Source organism: Psychrobacter sp. 1044 (assembly GCF_904846525.1).
In the GTDB taxonomy this organism is placed as follows: Bacteria; Pseudomonadota; Gammaproteobacteria; order Pseudomonadales; family Moraxellaceae; genus Psychrobacter.
Genome location: NZ_CAJHAZ010000030.1, coordinates 1 through 19357, shown reverse-complemented (window position 1 = coordinate 19357; position 19357 = coordinate 1). Strand labels below are relative to the sequence as shown.

General features: G+C 42.2%; 18 protein-coding genes. 13 read left to right on the top strand and 5 right to left on the bottom strand.

Features of this window, described 5'->3' with window-relative positions:
- Nucleotides 1-142 precede the first annotated feature (142 nt).
- Entirely contained in the window at nucleotides 143-1684 is a 1542-nt protein-coding gene (locus tag JMX82_RS13535; RefSeq protein WP_201540919.1) for a YihY family inner membrane protein, read from the bottom strand.
- Nucleotides 1685-2108: 424 nt separating this feature from the next.
- On the opposite strand from JMX82_RS13535, the gene wrbA reads away from it, so the two are divergent.
- Together wrbA and JMX82_RS13525 are read left to right on the top strand one after the other, a co-directional pair.
- Entirely contained in the window at nucleotides 2109-2726 is a 618-nt protein-coding gene (gene wrbA, locus JMX82_RS13530; RefSeq protein ID WP_201540918.1) for an NAD(P)H:quinone oxidoreductase, read from the top strand.
- Between the two features lie 62 nt (nucleotides 2727-2788).
- Entirely contained in the window at nucleotides 2789-3265 is a 477-nt protein-coding gene (locus JMX82_RS13525; RefSeq protein WP_193009089.1) for a hypothetical protein, read from the top strand.
- Between the two features lie 89 nt (nucleotides 3266-3354).
- Here JMX82_RS13525 and JMX82_RS13520 read toward each other — a convergent pair whose 3' ends face one another.
- Nucleotides 3355-4125, bottom strand: a complete 771-nt coding sequence (locus tag JMX82_RS13520; protein WP_201540917.1) for a DUF3108 domain-containing protein — start codon at nucleotides 4123-4125, stop codon at nucleotides 3355-3357.
- Between the two features lie 549 nt (nucleotides 4126-4674).
- Here JMX82_RS13520 and JMX82_RS13515 point away from each other — a divergent pair.
- The 3 genes from JMX82_RS13515 (at nucleotide 4675) to JMX82_RS13505 (ending at nucleotide 8900) form a co-directional block, all read left to right on the top strand.
- Nucleotides 4675-4968 carry a co-chaperone GroES gene (locus tag JMX82_RS13515; protein ID WP_041757514.1) on the top strand — a complete coding sequence of 98 codons (294 nt, stop codon included), beginning with the start codon at nucleotides 4675-4677 and terminating at the stop codon, nucleotides 4966-4968.
- A 105-nt stretch (nucleotides 4969-5073) separates the two neighbouring features.
- Entirely contained in the window at nucleotides 5074-6723 is a 1650-nt protein-coding gene (groL, locus tag JMX82_RS13510; RefSeq protein WP_045456067.1) for a chaperonin GroEL, read from the top strand.
- Between the two features lie 563 nt (nucleotides 6724-7286).
- Nucleotides 7287-8900, top strand: coding sequence for a hypothetical protein (locus JMX82_RS13505; protein ID WP_201540916.1), 1614 nt, complete (start codon nucleotides 7287-7289; stop codon nucleotides 8898-8900).
- Nucleotides 8901-9005: 105 nt separating this feature from the next.
- Here JMX82_RS13505 and yaaA read toward each other — a convergent pair whose 3' ends face one another.
- Nucleotides 9006-9806: a peroxide stress protein YaaA gene (gene yaaA / locus JMX82_RS13500; protein WP_201540915.1), complete on the bottom strand. Its 801-nt coding sequence runs from the start codon at nucleotides 9804-9806 to the stop codon at nucleotides 9006-9008.
- A gap of 481 nt (nucleotides 9807-10287) precedes the next feature.
- Here yaaA and JMX82_RS13495 point away from each other — a divergent pair, with 481 nt between their 5' ends.
- The 6 genes from JMX82_RS13495 (at nucleotide 10288) to JMX82_RS13470 (ending at nucleotide 14938) form a co-directional block, all read left to right on the top strand.
- A complete protein-coding gene (locus JMX82_RS13495; RefSeq protein WP_201540914.1) occupies nucleotides 10288-11454 on the top strand; it encodes an NAD(P) transhydrogenase subunit alpha in 1167 nt (388 codons plus the stop codon).
- Between the two features lie 101 nt (nucleotides 11455-11555).
- Nucleotides 11556-11894, top strand: a complete 339-nt coding sequence (locus JMX82_RS13490; RefSeq protein ID WP_201540922.1) for a proton-translocating transhydrogenase family protein — start codon at nucleotides 11556-11558, stop codon at nucleotides 11892-11894.
- A complete protein-coding gene (locus tag JMX82_RS13485; protein ID WP_413786786.1) occupies nucleotides 11891-13291 on the top strand; it encodes an NAD(P)(+) transhydrogenase (Re/Si-specific) subunit beta in 1401 nt (466 codons plus the stop codon). Before JMX82_RS13490 ends, JMX82_RS13485 begins: the two co-directional genes overlap by 4 nt.
- 168 nt (nucleotides 13292-13459) lie before the next feature.
- Nucleotides 13460-14023: an acyl-CoA thioesterase gene (locus JMX82_RS13480; protein WP_201540913.1), complete on the top strand. Its 564-nt coding sequence runs from the start codon at nucleotides 13460-13462 to the stop codon at nucleotides 14021-14023.
- A 130-nt stretch (nucleotides 14024-14153) separates the two neighbouring features.
- On the top strand, nucleotides 14154-14363 hold the full coding sequence (gene iscX / locus JMX82_RS13475; RefSeq protein ID WP_021812734.1) for a Fe-S cluster assembly protein IscX: 210 nt from the start codon (nucleotides 14154-14156) through the stop codon (nucleotides 14361-14363).
- Between the two features lie 74 nt (nucleotides 14364-14437).
- The gene (locus tag JMX82_RS13470) at nucleotides 14438-14938 is read left to right on the top strand and encodes a GyrI-like domain-containing protein (RefSeq protein WP_201540912.1); all 501 of its coding nucleotides are present in this window, start codon (nucleotides 14438-14440) and stop codon (nucleotides 14936-14938) included.
- 90 nt (nucleotides 14939-15028) lie between these two features.
- Here JMX82_RS13470 and dapE read toward each other — a convergent pair whose 3' ends face one another.
- Together dapE and JMX82_RS13460 are read right to left on the bottom strand one after the other, a co-directional pair.
- Nucleotides 15029-16243, bottom strand: coding sequence for a succinyl-diaminopimelate desuccinylase (dapE, locus tag JMX82_RS13465; RefSeq protein ID WP_201540911.1), 1215 nt, complete (start codon nucleotides 16241-16243; stop codon nucleotides 15029-15031).
- 98 nt (nucleotides 16244-16341) lie between these two features.
- The gene (locus JMX82_RS13460) at nucleotides 16342-17097 is read right to left on the bottom strand and encodes a 2OG-Fe(II) oxygenase (RefSeq protein ID WP_201540910.1); all 756 of its coding nucleotides are present in this window, start codon (nucleotides 17095-17097) and stop codon (nucleotides 16342-16344) included.
- Nucleotides 17098-17226: 129 nt separating this feature from the next.
- Here JMX82_RS13460 and JMX82_RS13455 point away from each other — a divergent pair, with 129 nt between their 5' ends.
- Together JMX82_RS13455 and pssA are read left to right on the top strand one after the other, a co-directional pair.
- Entirely contained in the window at nucleotides 17227-18102 is an 876-nt protein-coding gene (locus tag JMX82_RS13455) for a 23S rRNA (adenine(2030)-N(6))-methyltransferase RlmJ (protein ID WP_045446718.1), read from the top strand.
- A gap of 42 nt (nucleotides 18103-18144) precedes the next feature.
- A complete protein-coding gene (gene pssA / locus JMX82_RS13450) occupies nucleotides 18145-19047 on the top strand; it encodes a CDP-diacylglycerol--serine O-phosphatidyltransferase (RefSeq protein WP_227676798.1) in 903 nt (300 codons plus the stop codon).
- Nucleotides 19048-19357 lie beyond the last annotated feature (310 nt).

The following is a 19357-nucleotide window of genomic DNA, read 5'->3' as shown; positions in this document are numbered from 1 at the left end:
GATAGCTTTGCAGCGGCGGTAATGCTCGCTTGTGTCTTTATCTGGTTGCCCTTGATTTGAATTCTATACACACCCTATTATAACCTCTAGTGAAAACTAATTTTTATTATTCAATATGCCTCATTCGTTACTAACGCTTTTCTCAATTCGTTTTTGGGTTATCTGATTCAGTAATGATATCGCCTTTATGATTAAAGAGATTACCATTGGTTTTAATTTGAGAGTCATTCAAATCTTTAGGGATAAGAATCTCATTATCCTGCTCATCGCATTCAATATCACTGTCTTTATCATAAGCTATTGGGTCAAAGTGTGGGGTGTCTTTGATCGGCGCATTCTTGTCTAATGCTGCAGTGGTCGCCGAGGTTTTTCTAAATAAATTTGATTGACCGCCTTTGATGCCTTTTCCATTAGAATCAGCTTTTTTACGTGGCTCACTATTGGCAAAAATAGCATTTAACGGTAGATCTAACTGTTGCTTGGCATAAGCTTCCGTATTTTCAAAACGATTGACTAGCAAGCTAAGCCAAGGTTTTTGATCCTCTGGCCCCATCTCATCTAGCTCATCTTTGATAGGCAAGGGATAAGGTAGCGTGCGATAAAAATCCCATAATGTCATTTTGCTCAAATCTCTCTTGAGCACATAATCATTATCTTCAGTCATGGTGATTAGATTGCTGTCTTGCAGATAATTAATATAGGTATACCATTTCGGTAGCTCTTTGCGTCCTAGCACGTTACGTAGCGCTTGTTCGCTTACCGCTTCCCCTTTTAAATGATGGGTATAAACGAGGTTTAGCATATCGAGCAAACTTAGGAGCGGGTGGCGTGGATAGACCTCTTCAGTCTCAAAAATCGTCAAGGTATAGCTAATCTCAACACCTAATAGAATTAAATTCCACGACAAATATATCCATAATAAGAAGATGGGCAGTGCCGCAAAAGCCCCGTAAATCGCTTCATAACTGGTGAAATTTGCCATTACTGTACCAAACAGGTGCTTCATCAGCTCGAATACGATAGCGACGAAGAGACCAGCAATGGCTGCATTTTTCGCGGGTACGCGTGCTTTTGGAATGAACCAGTACATACCAATAAAGCCTGCGACAGTGATACCAATGGATACGGCTTGTACCCAAAAAGACCAGTCAATGCCATAACCAGCGATTTGTCGATTTAAAAAACTCAAGCTTTGTACCGCGCTTGAAGCAAGAAATGCCGTACCCAGTACTAACGGTCCTAACGTGACGATGGTCCAATAGCGCAGCATACTTTTCATACCGCCAGAGCGATTTTCTACCCGCCAGATTTGGTTAAAAGCGCGCTCGATGGTTGTTAGCGTCATAATGGTCGTAAAAAATAACACCATTGCCCCAATGATGGTTAGATTTGAGGATTTTTCAGCAAAGCTATTGATATACTCACTGACCTGCATGCTTGATTGTGGTAGCAAGTTACTATAAATCACTTCATATATCTGTGCTCTAACGGACGCAAGTGCGGGTACAGAAGATAGGATCATCAATAGGACGGTTAGAACGGGTACAATTGACAACATAGTCGTGTAGGTCAGCGATGCCGCTTTTTGCTGGCAATTGTCTTCAAAAAAGTGCCGAGTCAAGAATCGTAAAAATTGAAACCAGCGTTGATGTAAAAACGGGATTTTTTTTGATAAATTTTCCATATCGACCATTTAACAGGTGTTTGAGTGACAGTAGTGTAACAAAGATATGCTGTTACCATCTGCGGTTTAATTGTGTCAAAATGCACAGCAGCAACCTTTCTAGCAGGTTATTAGCGACAATGTGTACCAAGGCTGTTTGCATGTCGGTGAATGACTGGGGCATAATATATGCCTATATTGCGTTATCTGTCACAGATTATGTATATAGTCATTCCACTATAAAATTATTACAGCGTTAACCTCGCTTGAAATATTTAATATACATCTACACTCGGTTGCCTTGTACTAGTACTATTTTTAAATTGAATCGACTATAGCTACATAATAAGTAAGGTTTTATGCTAAAGAAATAGAGTGCATAGAAGCTGTTGTAGGTGATGAGAATCAACAATAACATTAATGGTTTTATGAGGAAGTATTGCTAATGAGTCAGACCGCCCCTTATGTTTTGGTGCTCTATTATTCAAATTACGGTACGACTAAGACATTGGCTTATGCTATCGCTCAAGGTATTGAGGATGCTGGTATGACAGCCCGTATCCGTACTGTACCAACGGTTGCACCCGAGACCACATCGAGCAAGCCTGCAATACCTGATGAAGGTGACTTGTATTGCACTATGGACGATCTAAAAGACTGTATGGGTTTGGCGCTTGGTAGCCCGACGCACTTTGGTAATATGGCTGCTCCCATGAAATATTTTTGGGATAATACGGTCACTATTTGGCTGGCAGGTAATTTACAGAACAAGCCTGCTGCTGTATTTACTGCGACCGGCTCGATGCATGGCGGGCAGGAGACAACGTTGTTGACCATGATGTTGCCGTTGCTGCATCACGGCATGATCCTTGTTGGTGTGCCTTATGCTGAGCCTGCGCTTAATCGTACTCATCGTGGTGGCTCGCCTTATGGTGCCAGCCACGTGAGTGGGGCGTTGCATGATCAACCCGTCTCAGCTGATGAGCGCGAGTTGGCTATCGCCCAAGGTCGTCGCTTGGCGATTAGTGCTACTGCATTGGCGCAAGCTAATTGGACTCGCTAAGCGGATTTTTATAGCATGCAAGGTCTTATATAACGCTATTAATTAGGAAGTAAATATATCTAATGGTTACAAACCGCTCCGATAGTGAGATAAGCGCACCAGCCAAAAAATCTGCCAAACCTGCTAAGCTTAAAAAGCCAATTACGCCCATTCGTCAGCGCTTGATGGTGACTTGGCTGATTTGGTTGGTTTATAGACTGCTTGGGCTACCTATTTTTATCAATGTTTTTAATCCCAGTAGTCCTGATGTCATTGGCGGTATCGCTTGGCAAGCATTATGGCTAGTGCCAGCATTTATTTTGACGCCCGCGATACTACGGGGTCGTTCGCCATATGTGCTATTGATAGGCAGTATGCTTACCTTGGTTTATTTGGGGGCGAGTGGTGTGGTGCTGTTTACCCGCGTTTACGGCAGCAGCTGGGCAGAGATAGTGGTTTATCTGCTTGATTTTGTCTTATTACTGGCAATCAATATTTGGTTATTTATTCTACTAAAGCGTCTTCCTTCAATGAACAACGTCGTTAAGCAGCCACGTTAGTTGATTTAGCGAAGTTTCAGACAAAAAAAGCGGCGCTCTATTTAGAGCGCCGCTTTTTTTATGCTATTTCTGCTTATTTAATAAAAAGCTTAATTTACTTTGGTTAATTCTAAATCCATCTTTTTGCCATCATTAATTTGGCTAACTTTTACTGGTAGGTAATCTAAGCTTGGTGCGAGCCAAAAACTGGTAGAACGACTATTGTCATCGTGGATACGGTCGACACGTACGGTATCAAATGTGCCAGCTGGAACGGTAATCTTGGTGTTACCAGATTTTTTGAAAGGGGTTTTCTCTATTTTGTCTTTTTTCGCCATGTAATAGTTGCCAGAGAATTTACCGTTCAATAAATCTTGGCGAATTTGTACTTCCAAACTTAAATCATCAAAAGCTTGTTGTGCCATGTTCATGGTCGTCGATTTGCCTTTATAGTTACTCACCACCTTTTTACTGCTTGGATTGAAGTCTAATTTGTGCGTACGACCAACGCCTAATAGCTTATAAGTGGTGCTGGCTTGAGTCGGAATGACATTATTACCGTTGATGGTAAAAGTGCTGTTTTGCGAAGCACTTGCAACACCTGCCACCCGAGCATTGACATTATATTTCCAAGTATTGCCTGATTTGTTAAGCGTGCGAGTAGCCGTGCCTTTATATTTGTCTTCAACCGTAAAGCTGTAGTTGGCGCTTGAAGGTTCGATATTCTTTGCGCTGGCAAGGGTAGGTGCAGTCATACTTATCGCTCCAATCGTAGCAATACTGGCCCCAGTGGTTAGGGCGGTTAAAAACTTAGACTTGCTACGTTTAGTATTATTAGTATCGGTTGTTAATGACTTTTGATCGTTTGGTAAAAAACTCATGGACATTCCTTAATCGCTATTTATGGCATTGCTTATAACTATTGTTATTTTCTCAAGGACTATAATGGTCATGTCCTGCTATCTTTTCAAGAGTGCCAGCTGTCCCTGTGGTGTTGCTATTGTAGTCAAGGTTGCTGGCATCGAGCGCGATATCATCAGGCGTCACTTGCTGTAACTTGAGTAAGCAGGAGTAAGTTAATCGGTCAGTTGTAAATGATATGCGGTAACTTAACTAATTCAATTCGGTGTTGAAATTTAGCACTCATATGGCGGCTTTTAAAGTCGTGCTAAGGCCTTTAATACGGTGCAATTCAATCAAATGACTGTTCATAAACGTCATTACCAACTAAATAATCCACGATATGCAAAATTCTTGTAAATTTTTGGGCTTTACACTTGAAGCTAACTCACTTTGCCCCCACTTTTTGATACAAGCTCAAAGCTTATCTTTAGAATGCTGTTTTAAGCAGTAGTGCCTATAGATATTGGTATTGAGACCATTAATTCAAATAAACCCTTACTGCAAATAACCAAATTATTGGAGACATATTGATGAATATTCGTCCTTTACATGATCGCATCGTTGTCCGCCGCATAGAAGAAGAAACAAAAACGGCTGGTGGTATCTTGCTTCCTGGTTCTGCTCAAGAAAAACCTTCACAAGGTGAAGTGCTAGCAACTGGTAACGGTCAGATTCGTGACAACGGCGAAACTCGCGCGTTAGATGTAAAAACTGGCGACAAAGTCTTGTTCGGTCAATATGCTGGTCAAACCGTAAAAGTTGACGGCGAAGAACTATTGATTATGAAAGAATCTGATGTATTGGGTGTGTTAGAAGGCTAGTCCTTTTTGAGTATTTTTATACTCAGCGCATTTTGACAACATTATTTAAAAATTATTGAAACATTTAATTGCATTCTCATACTTATAATAGTGGAGTAATTTAACATGGCAAAAGACGTAAAATTCGGCATTGATGCCCGTAAACAAATGATGGACGGCGTAAACGTTCTAGCAAACGCAGTACGAGTGACATTGGGCCCTAAAGGTCGTAACGTGGTTATCGACAAATCATTTGGCGCGCCTACCATCACTAAAGATGGTGTTTCGGTTGCCAAAGAAATCGAACTTGAAAACAAATTCGAAAACATGGGCGCTCAATTGGTCCGTGAAGTGGCTAGCCGCACAAATGATGTCGCTGGTGATGGCACGACGACTGCAACTGTATTGGCGCAATCTATCTTGCAAGAAGGCATGAAATCAGTTGCCGCTGGCATGAACCCAATGGATCTAAAACGCGGTATCGATAAAGCGGTTCGCGCTGCTGTTGAGCAAATTCATTTGCTGGCTACACCAGCTGACGATTCAAAAGCGATTGCTCAAGTGGGCTCTATCTCTGCCAACTCAGACACCAAAATCGGTGAGCTAATTGCTCAAGCGATGGAAAAAGTCGGTAAGCAAGGCGTTATCACTGTTGAAGAAGGTTCAAGCTTTGAAGATACCTTAGAAGTTGTCGAAGGTATGCAGTTTGACCGTGGTTATATCAGCCCGTACTTTGCGAATAAGCAAGATAGCTTAACCGCTGAATTCGAAAATCCATATATCTTGTTGGTTGATAAAAAAATCAGCAATATTCGTGAAATCGTGCCATTACTTGAGCAAGTGATGCAGCAAAGCAAGCCATTGCTAATCATTGCTGAAGACGTTGAAAACGAAGCATTGGCAACATTGGTTGTCAACAACATGCGTGGCGGCTTAAAAACTTGTGCCGTTAAAGCACCAGGTTTCGGCGATCGTCGTAAAGCCATGCTTGAAGATATCGCAACGCTAACTGGGGGTACTGTGATTTCTGAAGAGATTGGCCTAAGTTTAGAGACTGCTACTCTTGAGCAACTTGGTACGGCTAAGAAAGTCACTGTCGGTAAAGAAAACACTGTGATTGTTGATGGCGCTGGTAACTCTGCTGACATCGAAAATCGCGTTGAATCTATTAAACGTCAAGTTGAAGAATCAACGTCTGACTACGATAAAGAGAAGCTTCAAGAGCGTATGGCGAAACTGGCTGGCGGCGTTGCCGTTATCAAAGTTGGCGCTGCGACTGAAACTGAAATGAAAGAGAAGAAAGATCGTGTTGACGATGCGCTACATGCGACTCGTGCAGCGGTTGAAGAAGGCGTTGTCCCTGGCGGCGGTGTTGCCTTAGTTCGTGCAATGAATGCATTGTCTGAGCTACGTGGCGATAACGATGACCAAAACGCGGGTATCAATATCTTACGTCGCGCAATGGAAGCACCATTACGTCAAATCGTTACCAACGCTGGCGAAGAAGCATCAGTGGTAGTGAACGAAGTGAAGAGTGGCAGCGGTAACTATGGTTACAACGCAGCTTCTAGCGAATACGGCGATATGCTAGAGATGGGTATTCTTGATCCAGCTAAAGTAGCTCGTTCAGCGCTAGAAAATGCAGCATCTGTTGCAGGCCTAATGCTAACGACCGAAGTCATGATTACTGATTTGCCACAAGGTGATGACGGTATGGCTGGCATGGGCGGTGCTGGTGGAATGGGCGGTATGGGTGGAATGGGCGGCATGATGTAATTTTACTTCTGTTACAAAGCGATTTCTTTTCGTCAGATGCGCTCAATGTACAACAGGTACTATTTTTGCGCATCTTCCTCGACAAATCGCTTTTCGCTAGAAGTATGATTTTGTCATAAAGTTTATTTGATTATTAGAAGCTCTGTTATCGGAAGATAGCAGGGCTTTTTTTTTGCCTAATTTTTATAGCGCTACTCATTGGTATATGAGGTAATCACGGTTTTATATACATTCATTCGATAGGTTGGATAAGTGTTTTATGCTTGGAAAGGTTGCCAATTGACAGACATAGTGAGGGCGTTGCTGTTTCCCAGACTTAGTGGTGACACTTTACCTGCTATTTACTCATGGTCTTTGATGCATTTCTAAAAACTTCAACAAATAAAATACCCATTAGATCAACAAAATCGACCTCACATTATCAAGAGCATTGAATATATAAAGTTTTTTTATATATGTTATTATTTAAATGTAATTAATGGACTGATACTTTATCAAAGGACAATTGAACATGTGTTAAGGCTGCCCAGCCACAAACTCTTGTGCAATTCAAGGTGATGATGATGAAAAAAATTAGGCTTGGGATTCTTGTAGAAGAGGAAACATTGGCATGGTATAAGTTCAAACCATTAAAATCTCTCGTCGATGAAGGCAAGGTTGAGGTTTGTATTGCTGTCCAACGAGATAAAAAACAAGCGTTTCACATGTCTCGTCTATCCAAAGTTATTCCTTCCATTAATCAAAAGTTATTTTCATTTCTTTCTCGAAATAAGAGTAATACCAAGCGTTATTCTATTCATGACTTGGTGGCTAATGGTACGATGCCCATCGTAATATCAGTAGTAAATCAGGATAAGATTTATGATGAGATTGAGGATTCAGTGATTGAGAAACTTGAAGCCGCCAATCTAGATTATCTGGTCAAATTTGGTTTTCGCACCTTAGCAGGGAGAATTCTGAGTGTTTCAAAAAAAGGAATTCTCTTATTTCGTTACGGCGATGAAACCAAACAAAGACACGGATCAGCATTGTATTGGCAGTTTGCCGAACAATGGGAGAATAGTGTAGTCACGCTACATCTGTTAAATGAGTGTCTTAATGGTGATAAAGTCGTTGGGAGAGGGTATGGCTCTTTATTTTACTGGGACTATAATTTAACCGAGCATAAATTAAATGGTGTCGCAGCATCGATATTGTATTGGTATTTCCATAAAAATAAAATTGGCGTTAAAAATGGAAATTCGACAAATTTAATGCTTGACGATGCAATTTACGAACAACCCCAACAACTGACTGCCATACGGCATTTGATGGGTTTTTTTAAAAACTATACGATAAAGACTTTCTATAAGAGTCTTTATCACAATAACTGGAGTATTTTGATTGGTTCTATTGATCAGTCGATGCAAACATACACTGAGCTATTGCCTGAAAAAGGATGTTTTTGGGCTGACCCTTTTTATATTGAGCAAGATTCAAGGCGTTATATATTTTTTGAGAGCTTAAATTATAGAGAAGGTGTCGGCCGCATAGAGTGGGTGGAACTGGATGAGCACCATCAAGTTATCAATTCTGGACCAGTCGATTTAGGTATTCGCTCTCATTTAAGCTTTCCTAATGTATTCGAGCATGAAAACGCTGTATATATGATTCCAGAAGCCGCCAAGACCAATTGTATTAACCTATTAAAAGCGACGGATTTTCCGCAGAAGTGGGAAAAAGTTCATGAGTTGGTGTCTGGAGTTCAGGCAGCAGATAGTGCCGTTATTGAGCACAATGGCTTATGGTATCTTTTTACCACGCATGGTTCAATTTCAGTCCTTACAATGGATTTGGAATTGCATATTTATACGTCTGATAAGTTGGAGTCAGATAACTGGACCATTCATCCCTCGGCGCCTTTAAAAATTGACGTGCGTGGGTCACGATTAGCAGGTGCACTATTTAAGAGAGATGGTCAGCTGTTTCGTACGGCTCAAGATGGCACTATTAGGTATGGGCGTAGAGTGGCTTTGTATCTGGTAGAAGAGTTGACACCGACATCTTACAAAGAAACCTTTGTGCGTTATATCGAACCCAATTGGGAGAACGATATCGATCGTCTTCATACCTATAACGTATATGATCAAACTGTCGTACTTGATGTTTCAAGAGATAAATTGCGCTTTACCGTATGATCATTGAGAATTTTTACGGCAACTGGTGATGATATGCTGTCGAAAAACCCCGATAGGCTGAGCTTATCGGGGTTTATTTATACAAATTAGATATGTTTTTAAAAACTACTGACTGGCTGCATCCCGTCTAAACGTCCACGTTTTATCATCAGAAGCGGCTTCACAGTAATAATATCCCGCCAAATCAAACTGCTTTAGCTGCTCAGCATTGGTCAGCTTATTATCAGCAGCATACTTCACCATCAGTCCACGTGCTTTTTTGGCATAGAAGCTAATCACTTTGTATTGACCATTCTTTTCATCTTCAAATCGTGGCGTGATAACTTCCGCATTCAGCGCTTTCTTCTTGACCACTTTGAAATATTCATTTGACGCCAGATTAATCAAAATCTTATCATCACTATCTGCCATACGTGCATTAATAATGGCAGTTACTTCCTCGCCCCAAAATTCATAAAGGTTATCACCACGTTCATTTTTCAGTTTGGTACCCATCTCTAAACGATATGGCTGCATCAAATCGAGCGGTTTCAATACGCCATATAATCCAGACAAGATACCCAGATGCTTATTGACGTAAATGGCGGTTTCTTTATCCATATGATACATATCAAGTCCAGTATAAACATCGCCATCGAATAAATAACCTGCAGGTTTGGCATTGTCTAAAGTAAATGGCTTATCGTTGCTCCAACGCCACTCTTGATTGCGCTTGGCATTGAGCTGTGCCAAATCATCAGAGATGCCCATCAGTTCTTGTAAATCAATCGGTTCTTTTGATTTTAAGTTTTTCATCAACGCTTGCGCATGTTCGATGAGCTCTGGTTGACTATAATATTTGTCTAAGTTCACTGGCACCGCATTTTTCTCATTTAAAGATTTGGCAGGGGAAAGTAAAAAATACATCGTCATTCCTTATTATAGTGAGTCAATGGGTATTCTATTTATGTATCAAGTTTTCTTATTATACGATAAGCAGCATTGTATCTTGACCTACCCGTCGTTATTTCGTGTTGTTTAACGTTATCCTTAAAAATGACATAATTGAGTGATATAAGCCGATAGCTTGTCAAGTTTAGCGTTTAATTGAAAAGGAAAAATTTTTAATATAACAATAAAAGTTATGCAGATGGTGTAAATGCCTAACTTTTTATTTTACTTGTGGGTCATCATTAGGCAATGAAAGTTGGCAGATGATGTCTCTATAATAAAAAGACATGATGGCAAAGTCGCTATCATTTATTAGATTGATAATCTTTGGTCATGATGTTGAACCAACCATGACCAAAGGTTTTTTTGTCCCCTGTGCTTTTTAAATGCGCGTTGAGGGTGTTAAAGGTAGTCGTGAGACGTAAGTATAGTCATTAGACGTAAGTAAGGAGACGGTATGAAAATCGGTGTAATCAGTGCAGATATCGCGAGCGAGAGCCGTGTAGCGATAACCCCAGACGCAGTCAAAAAATTGCGTAAGCTTGGGTTTGAAGTCCTCATACAGTCAGGTGCAGGTAGAGCGGCATATTATGCGGATGAGTTATATCAGGCTGCAGGTGCCGACATTGCCAGCAGCAGCGCCGAGGTAATCACACAGTCTCGAATTATTACCACCGTCAATGACTTGCCTGCTGCAGCTATTGAAGGCTTGACGTCAGGTCAGATTGTCATTGGCATGCTTGACCCATATCGTAATACTCAGCTTGATACTTATGCGACCAAAGGTGTCACTGCCTTTGCCATGGAGTTATTGCCTCGCACACTGTCACGCGCACAGAATATGGACGTACTGTCATCACAGGCCAACCTTGCAGGTTACAAAGCAGTATTGCTGGCGGCTAATGAATACTCGCGTCCTTTCCCGATGTTTATGACCTCAGCTGGTACAGTTAAGCCTGCCAAAGTGGTCATCTTGGGTGTCGGCGTTGCAGGTTTGCAGGCGATTGCAACGGCTAAGCGTTTAGGTGCAGTGGTAGAAGCGAGCGATTTACGTCCGACTGCTCGTGAGCAAGTAGAGTCATTGGGTGGTAAATGGCTGGATGTGCCGATGAGTGCAGAGGAGGCTGAGACTGCCAAGTCTACTGGTGGTTATGCGTGGACGCCATCAGAGCAATATGTCAAAGACCAAGCGGCAGTGGTTGACAAGGCATTAAGCAATGCTGATATCGTCATCACTACAGCGCAGATTCCTGGTCGTAACGCTCCTCGTCTGGTGCACGGCGCAACCCTTGCTAAAATGAAGGCGGGTTCCGTATTGATCGATATGGCTGCTGGTACAGGTGGTAACGTCGAAGGCAGTGTGCCTAATGAGACCATTACTACAGACAACGGCGTACGTATCGTTGGTGCTGCCAACATCCCATCGATGCTCGCCGCGCAGTCTTCAGATTTGTATGCCAACAATTTGGTTAACTTTATCACCACATTAATTGCGCCTGCTAGCGATGACGCGTCAGCAAGTGACGCATCAGCTAATTTGGCACTTAAATTAGACATGGAAGACGAGATTCAAGGCGCACTGGCAGTGACACATAACAGTCAGGTACGACTAGCCAAACGCTAAGTTTTAACTGCCTTTCACTACACATTTGCCAGTAACGAATAAATTTTTAGGAGGATGAGATGATTGCCACTATTTTAGCGGCAGCGCCAGCTGGTGCGGCCATGAGTAGCACCCCATTTGTAGCGATTTTTACCGTATTTGTACTCGCTATTTTTGTCGGATATTACGTCGTTTGGGGCGTCACGCCTGCATTGCACACACCATTAATGGCTGTCACCAACGCACTATCGAGTATCGTCATCGTCGGTGCCATGCTACAGACCGTCACTATTGACGGCTCTGTCTTTACACCGACCAGTATCCTTGGCGCTTTTGCCGTATTCTTAGCCAGTATCAATATCTTCGGTGGCTTTGCCGTGACTGAGCGTATGCTTGCGATGTTTAAACCGAAAGTAAAAAAAGCACCAGTAGCAACCACTGATGTTGGAGGTGACGCATGAATGATTTCTCAGCAATGATTGCGGCAAATGCGGATTGGTTCTATCTGGTCGGCGCTATCCTTTTCGTTTTAACCTTGCGTGGTTTATCCAGCCCAAAGACCGCTATCCGTGGTAACCGTTTTGGTATGGTAGCGATGGCGATTGCGGTCGTCACGACATTCTTCTTAGCAGAAGGCCCTGTCCTTTGGTTAATTATCGGTGCGATGATTTTGGGTGCCCTCGTCGGCATGTGGAAAGCGAAAACAGTCGCGATGACGCAAATGCCAGAAACCGTTGCTTTAATGCATTCCTTTGTCGGTTTAGCTGCGGTCGCCATTGCATTGGCAACGGTACTGCATACGGAACAACAGCATGGCGCGGTTGCGCGAGTTGAGCTGTTTATTGGTTGCTTCATCGGTGCGATTACCTTTTCAGCTTCTGTCTTTGCCTTTGGTAAATTAGCCGCAAAAAGCTGGGCTAAAACATTGGTTGGGGGTTGGGTAAAACCCGTCCAAGCATTATTATTCATTGCGATGATTGCTTTCGGTGGCGTCTATTTCATCACTGACTCATTACCAGCATTTTATGCGATGGCAGTGATTGCCGTGATATTTGGTTGGATGTGGATTGCGCCGATTGGTGGCGGTGATATGCCAGTGGTTGTCTCACTATTGAACTCGTTCTCAGGTTGGGCGGCGGCAGGCATTGGTTTCACCCTTGGTAACTCGATGCTGATTATCGCAGGTTCATTGGTTGGTTCATCAGGTGCAATCTTGTCCTACATCATGTGTAAAGCCATGAACCGCTCATTACTCAACGTCTTATTTGGCGGTATGGGTACAGGAGCCGTAGCAGCAGGCGCTGATGATGGTGCACCTAAAAACTACAAGGCAGGTTCAGCAGAAGATGCCGGCTTCTTGATGGCCAATGCCAGTAGTGTGGTTATTGTTCCGGGTTACGGCATGGCGCAAGGTCGTGCACAGAACGCGGTAAAAGAGCTATATGAGTTGCTAAAAGAAGAAGGCGTGAACGTGCGTTTTGCCATTCATCCAGTCGCTGGTCGTATGCCAGGTCACATGAACGTACTGTTGGCTGAAGCGGATGTGCCTTACGATGATATTTTAGAGATGGATGAGATCAACTCAGACTTCGCGAGTACAGATGTCGTCTTGGTAATCGGTGCAAATGATGTGGTCAACCCCTCTGCAAAAGATGATCCAACGTCGCCAATCTTTGGTATGCCGATTCTAGAAGTCACTAAAGCCCAAACGGTCATGGTCATCAAGCGCTCAATGAATACAGGTTATGCAGGGCTTGATAATAGTCTGTTCTACATGGACAAGACTATGATGATCTTTGGTGATGCTAAGAAAATGGTGGAAGAGATGGTACGTAGTATCAATGGTGCAGGTCATTAATCTCTAATATAAGAGGCTTAATCTAAGTTATAAGCGTACATTTTCAAATAAAAAAGTCACTGAGGTGGCTTTTTTTGCGTTAAAGTGTGCGGCATTTATGGCCGAGATGGCATTACCGAATATTATCGCCAATGATAACTATAATGAAATAAAATTAGAGAGTTTTTTATGAATATGTTACTGCGTTTTTTTATTATGGTCAGTTTGCTCAAGCAACAGCTCAAGCAGCAATCGACGAGTGAGACAATTAGTATAGAGTCATTGATGGCACCCACTGTTCGCCACTATCGAGTATTACCGCATGACATGGGCTTTCGGAATCATCTGCCTAATTATCGTTATCTGTCTTTTATTGAGCTAAACGTTACTCGCTGGCTGATGGCGTGCTGTCATCAAAAAGGTATTAAACCATTAAATTGGGTTATCGCCATGCAAGAGATGGTTTATCTGAAAGAAATTAAATTTTTAGATAAAATGATGGTAAGTAGCACGCTTGCGGGCTGGGATAAAAAATACGTTTATTTTGAGACGCGCTTTTTTGTAAAAAACCAGTTGATGGGCGTTGGTATGACTAAGTTTGTATTGACCAATAAAAAAGGCAAATGTGCGCCAGAGATATTGGATATGATAGGCGAGCGGTTGAATGAGGTAATTGATTCTTGGAATCAGCATCAAGTGGCGATTAAATCTGCCAAATCTGCTGAAACGAGTAAAACGACAAGTGCTGTATAACGAACTTGTCTATAATCAGCGAGCGAATTTTGGTAGGATAGCGGTTATTAAGTTGCCAATTAGATCACCATTCAAATTGACCACTGATTTGATGACGTGTCTAAAAATGATTAAAAGTTAAGGAGCTACCATGACCCCGCAAAAATTAAAATGGACAGACAGCTTAGATATCGCTATTGAGCTGTATGAGAAGTTTCCAGAGACCGATCCGCAGTACATCCGTTTTACTGATTTACATCGTTGGGTGACTGAGCTTGAAGGTTTTGATGATGATCCACAAAAATCAAACGAAGGCATCTTGGAAGCGATTCAAATGAATTGGATTGATGAAGCAGATTAGATTTATACCCTGAAGCGCTATTTTTAATACCATCTCAAATAGAAAACTGAATAAATATATAGGACTTACAGATCATGACTTCACAAATTAAAGAGCTACCTGAAGCAATAACTTGTAAAGGTATTAGCGTTCGTACGACCAATAACGCTGAGATTAGCGAAGACACGGCGAAACTGGGTCGTTTATGGCAAAAGTTTTACCAAAATCATGCCAGTGATCTGCCTAAAGGCGAAGACATTTATGGTGTCTATCATAACTATGAGAGCGATGATTTGGTCGGCGCTTTTGACGTGGTTGCCAGTTGGAAAGTAGCCAGTGAGCAAGAGCCATCAGACAGTGAAGATATGTCTAAGGCTGCAAACCTAGTAACAGTAGATATTCCTGCAGGAAAGTATTTGGTATTCTCTGAGCAGGGTAGAATGCCATACACGGTGATGAATGCTTGGGAAAAGGCTTGGACCTATTTTAATGATCGCAGCTGTGAACATACCCGAACTTTTGATGTCGATTTTGAGCATTATATCGGTGGTAATCTAGAGTATGGTCAAGTTGATCTCTATATTGGTATTGAGTAAAATTAGTATTGAATAAATCAGTCAAAATAATAAAAAAGCGCCAAGTCTGCTATCAGACTTGGCGCTTTCTTTGCTTACTTCAACGAATGATTAATTTAGTAGCAGGTTCTCTAAAATCCCTTCATAAATCTGCGCAAGCTTGCCTAAGTCATCGACTTCTACCTTTTCATCAACTTGGTGAATCGTCGCATTTCTTACACCAAGCTCAACGACTTGTGCACCCGTTGGTGCAATAAAGCGTCCATCAGATGTACCGCCTGATGTAGATAGTGTCGTGTCAGTATCAGTTACCTTTTTGATCGCTTTTTGACAGGCAGAAACCAATTTACCTTCAGGGGTCAAAAACGGCTGACCAGATAATTTCCAATGGATATCATAACTGGCCTTACTATTAGTAAAGTATTTGTCAAAGATAGCATGCGTTTTTGCTTTTAGCTCATCTTCAGTGGTTTCCGTTGAAAAGCGGAAGTTGAAGATAACTCTTAACGTCTCAGGAATGACGTTGGTGGCGCCTGTACCGCCATTGATATTAGAGATTTGCAGTGAAGTCGCAGGGAAGTAGTCATTGCCACTATCCCAAGTAGCGGCAGTCAGTTCTGCCAAAGCTGCCATCGTTGCATGAATAGGGTTGCAAGCTAAATGTGGATATGCAACATGACCTTGTTTGCCAGTGACCGTAAGTTCCGCACCCAATGAGCCGCGGCGACCGTTTTTAATGATATCGCCGAGCGTATCCGTGCTCGATGGTTCGCCAACAAGACAATAAGTGATTTTTTCATTGCGGGCTTCTAAGGTCTCTATGACTTTGACCGTGCCATTAATAGACGGGCCTTCTTCATCTGAGGTGATTAAAAAAGCAATCGAACCATTGTGCTTAGGATAATTAGCGACGAAACGCTCGGCAGCGACGGTAAAAGCCGCAATCCCCGTTTTCATGTCAGCTGCACCGCGAGCCCATAGGTAACCATCAGCGATGGTTGGCGTAAATGGCGGATACGTCCAATTGCTTTCATCACCCGTAGGCACAACGTCGGTATGACCAGCAAAACAAATAACTGGATCAGTGGTACCACGGCGCGCCCATAGATTTTTGACTTCAGCGTGTTCGCCGCTTTGATCTCTATCGCCAAAATACATAAATTCGCAGTCAAACCCAGCTTGTGATAATCGTTCTGACAAGATATCTTGACAGCCATCATCATCTGGTGTCACTGAAGGGCGTTCAAGTAGCGCAATACTTAAATCTAGCGTTTGCTGCTGATGGTTTTGTTGTTGATGGATGGTTTGTTTATTAAAGTCCGACATGAATAAACCTTTTTATTATAAATTAAAATGATAAATTTTTAAGATTGGCAGCCACGATACAATACAATCAGTCGTTGCTCGTTATTTGCTAATGCGTTTTAAATATTGTCTTCAACAAAAGGCACCAAACCATCACGGCGCATCCACGTAGCGATAGAATAACGCTGCCGATGGGCAATTTGTACTTGATGTTGTAGGTCACTGTCAAATATCACCAATCTATTGGCGACAGGCATGACGTTATGATGAACGCCATATTTATCAATGATTTCTAGTGCGCCGCCGTCAGTTGGTTCCCATTCATCATTGAGATAAAACACCGCAGAGATAACGCGTTCATCACGCCCAGCTGGATTGTCACTATGCCATTGATAGCCAAACCCCACCGGATAGCAAGCATAATGCGCTTCACTGTGGCGAATACCGGCAAATAAACTGCGATTAAATAAGCTAGCAAGCGCATTGATACTTTGCAAATAATAAAACCCAGCAAAGAAGTTTTCCGTAATCCAGCGGATGCGATCACCGCGAATATCACTGACACGAATCCCAGCCGTCAGTTCTGCATCACGATAGTCAATAAAACCACTCTCTGCTTGCAAGGCTAACAGCGCTTTCGTTTCAAAGATATCATCAATAATGATCCAACCATCATCAACGAATGTATCCAGTTGTGTATCAGTCAGCTTATCTTGCCAACTGATATCGAAATCAGACTGTTGTAATACGCGCTGAGTCAGTGGTTTTTGGCTTGGGTCGTCGCTATGAGGAAATAATAATGGTGGATTATCTTCTCCTATCGGATGATCAATCACCAACTTTGTCACATCAAGATTGCTAATAATCTCTGTCATTTCGTCTCACTATGGTCAGTTAGCTAGCAATACATAGCCAATCAATGCCTTTTTACCAAAACCATCGTTATCTTTTACTCTGCCTATGCTACCATAGATGTAATTTTTCTTATTTAAACTTTTGAGATTATGAACTATAAACACGCCTACCACGCTGGTAACTTTGCTGATGTGGTTAAACACATTTTATTGGTACAACTCCTTAATCAATTGGGGCAAAAAAACAAACCTTTTTATGTGCTTGATGCTTATGGTGGTCGCGGACTGTATTCACTGAGCAGTGAAGAAGCGCGCAAGACAGGTGAGGCCAAAGGTGGTATCCAAGCGTTACTAAATGCCAATACCGACAAGGCACCCGCTGCTGTCAAAGATTATATGGAAGGCATTAAGCAAGCCCGTTTCACTTATGACAATAAAGTCTATCCTGGTTCTCCTTGGTGGGTTGCCCATCATATCGAGAAAAATCCAGATGCAGGCGTGCGCGGTGAAGCTTTTGAAGCCAAAGCTAGCGAATATGATGCGCTAAATTATCAGTTGCACAAGTTACCCATTGGTATACAGCATCGTGATGCCTTTGAAGGTATTACCGCCGTTATTCCACCAAAAGAAAAGCGCGGTCTGATTTTTCTTGATCCGCCTTATGAGCAAGAGCACAAAGATTTTACACGCCTTATAAATTTACTCGTTGCTGCTTATAATAAATGGCCACAAGGCACTTACGCGCTTTGGTTCCCTATTAAGAACGTTGAAGCCGTTGAATTGTTTTACAAAAAACTGAAGCGTACCGAAATGCGCCGCCAGTTGGTTTGTGAGCTGAATATTTATCCAAATGATGTGGCGGTTGGTCTTAACGGTACAGGTTTACTGGTCATCAATCCACCTTGGCAATTTGATAATCATGCACGTGAGATATTACGCTTCTTACAGCCTGCATTAAAAGTGGCTGATGCTCCAGACTTAACGCCTGATAGCGCAACCAATGTACGCTGGCTAGTCGGCGAATAACCATGTTAGTGAATAACTATGCCGGCAAATAAGGATATTGAGATGACTAACGTGCAATCACCTAAAGACGAATCAAATCATCCGCCTCTAAATGATGGATTGTTACAAGACAGCGCAGCCGCCCAGCCGCCCTTTGTCGATGAGCATGATTTCAATATTCGCTTAGCGGATAATGAGAGTTATGATGGCTTGACCTTTGAAGTGATTGAAGCAGAAGTTGCTGAAGGGCAGCGAGTAGTCAGTCGCGGTGTCTATTTAGCGCCAAACCTAATTACAACCTTGTCACTGCTATCTGGCTTTTATTCGATTTTAGCCAGTACGCAAGGCGAGTTCTACAAAGCTTCTTTAGCCATCTTTTTGTCCGCTATTCTCGACGGTGCTGATGGGCGAGTGGCGCGTATGCTTAATGCGCAAAGCCCCTTTGGCGAGCAATATGATTCGCTTGCCGATATGCTGGCTTTTGGTGTTGCACCAGCGATCTTAGTTTATAGTTTTGCGCTACAGCCGTTAGGTCGCATTGGCTTGGGCTGTGCGTTTGTCTTTACCGCCTGTGCCGCCTTCCGTCTCGCACGTTTTAACGTTCAGGTCGGTATTGTTGATAAAAAATACTTTGTCGGTTTGGCCAGTCCACTTGCTGCTATATTAGTAACGGCAGCCGTTATGGTCGCTGTTGACCATAATGAATGGGTTGGGCAGTACGATACGGCAGTCATATTCTTATTTGCTGCTTGGGTGGTGATTTGTGGTTTACTGATGGTTAGTAATGTCAAATACTATAGCTTTAAAGAGTTTGATAAAAAGAAAGTACCTTTTGTAGTTCTAATAATTGGTGTGTTGGTTATGAGTATTGTGCTCTATGATATACCTGTTGGTATCTTGGCGATTGGTATTATTTATGCGTTATCGGGTATTGTTACGACGATTAAAGCAAAAGCAAATTTTTAGAATTGATTGTTGGTGTCATATTAAGGAATTTACCGTAGGGTAAGTTCCTTTTTTTATGCGCTTTATATATCAAGCTGGCTATCAGTGTATTCATCACGACAAAATAAAGAAGAACCACTCATTTTTTAGCTAATGATCATTAATAACGACTCGTTAAAGAAACCCACATGATTGAGATGAAATAAGCATGCTTATTTACGAGCTTACCTCAGCCCAGCCCCAAATAAGCATCCACTACTACCCGATTGAAGCAAAAGTAGCGTCGCCATTCCTTCAATTTAGTCTAATCACCAAGATTATTCAAATTAAG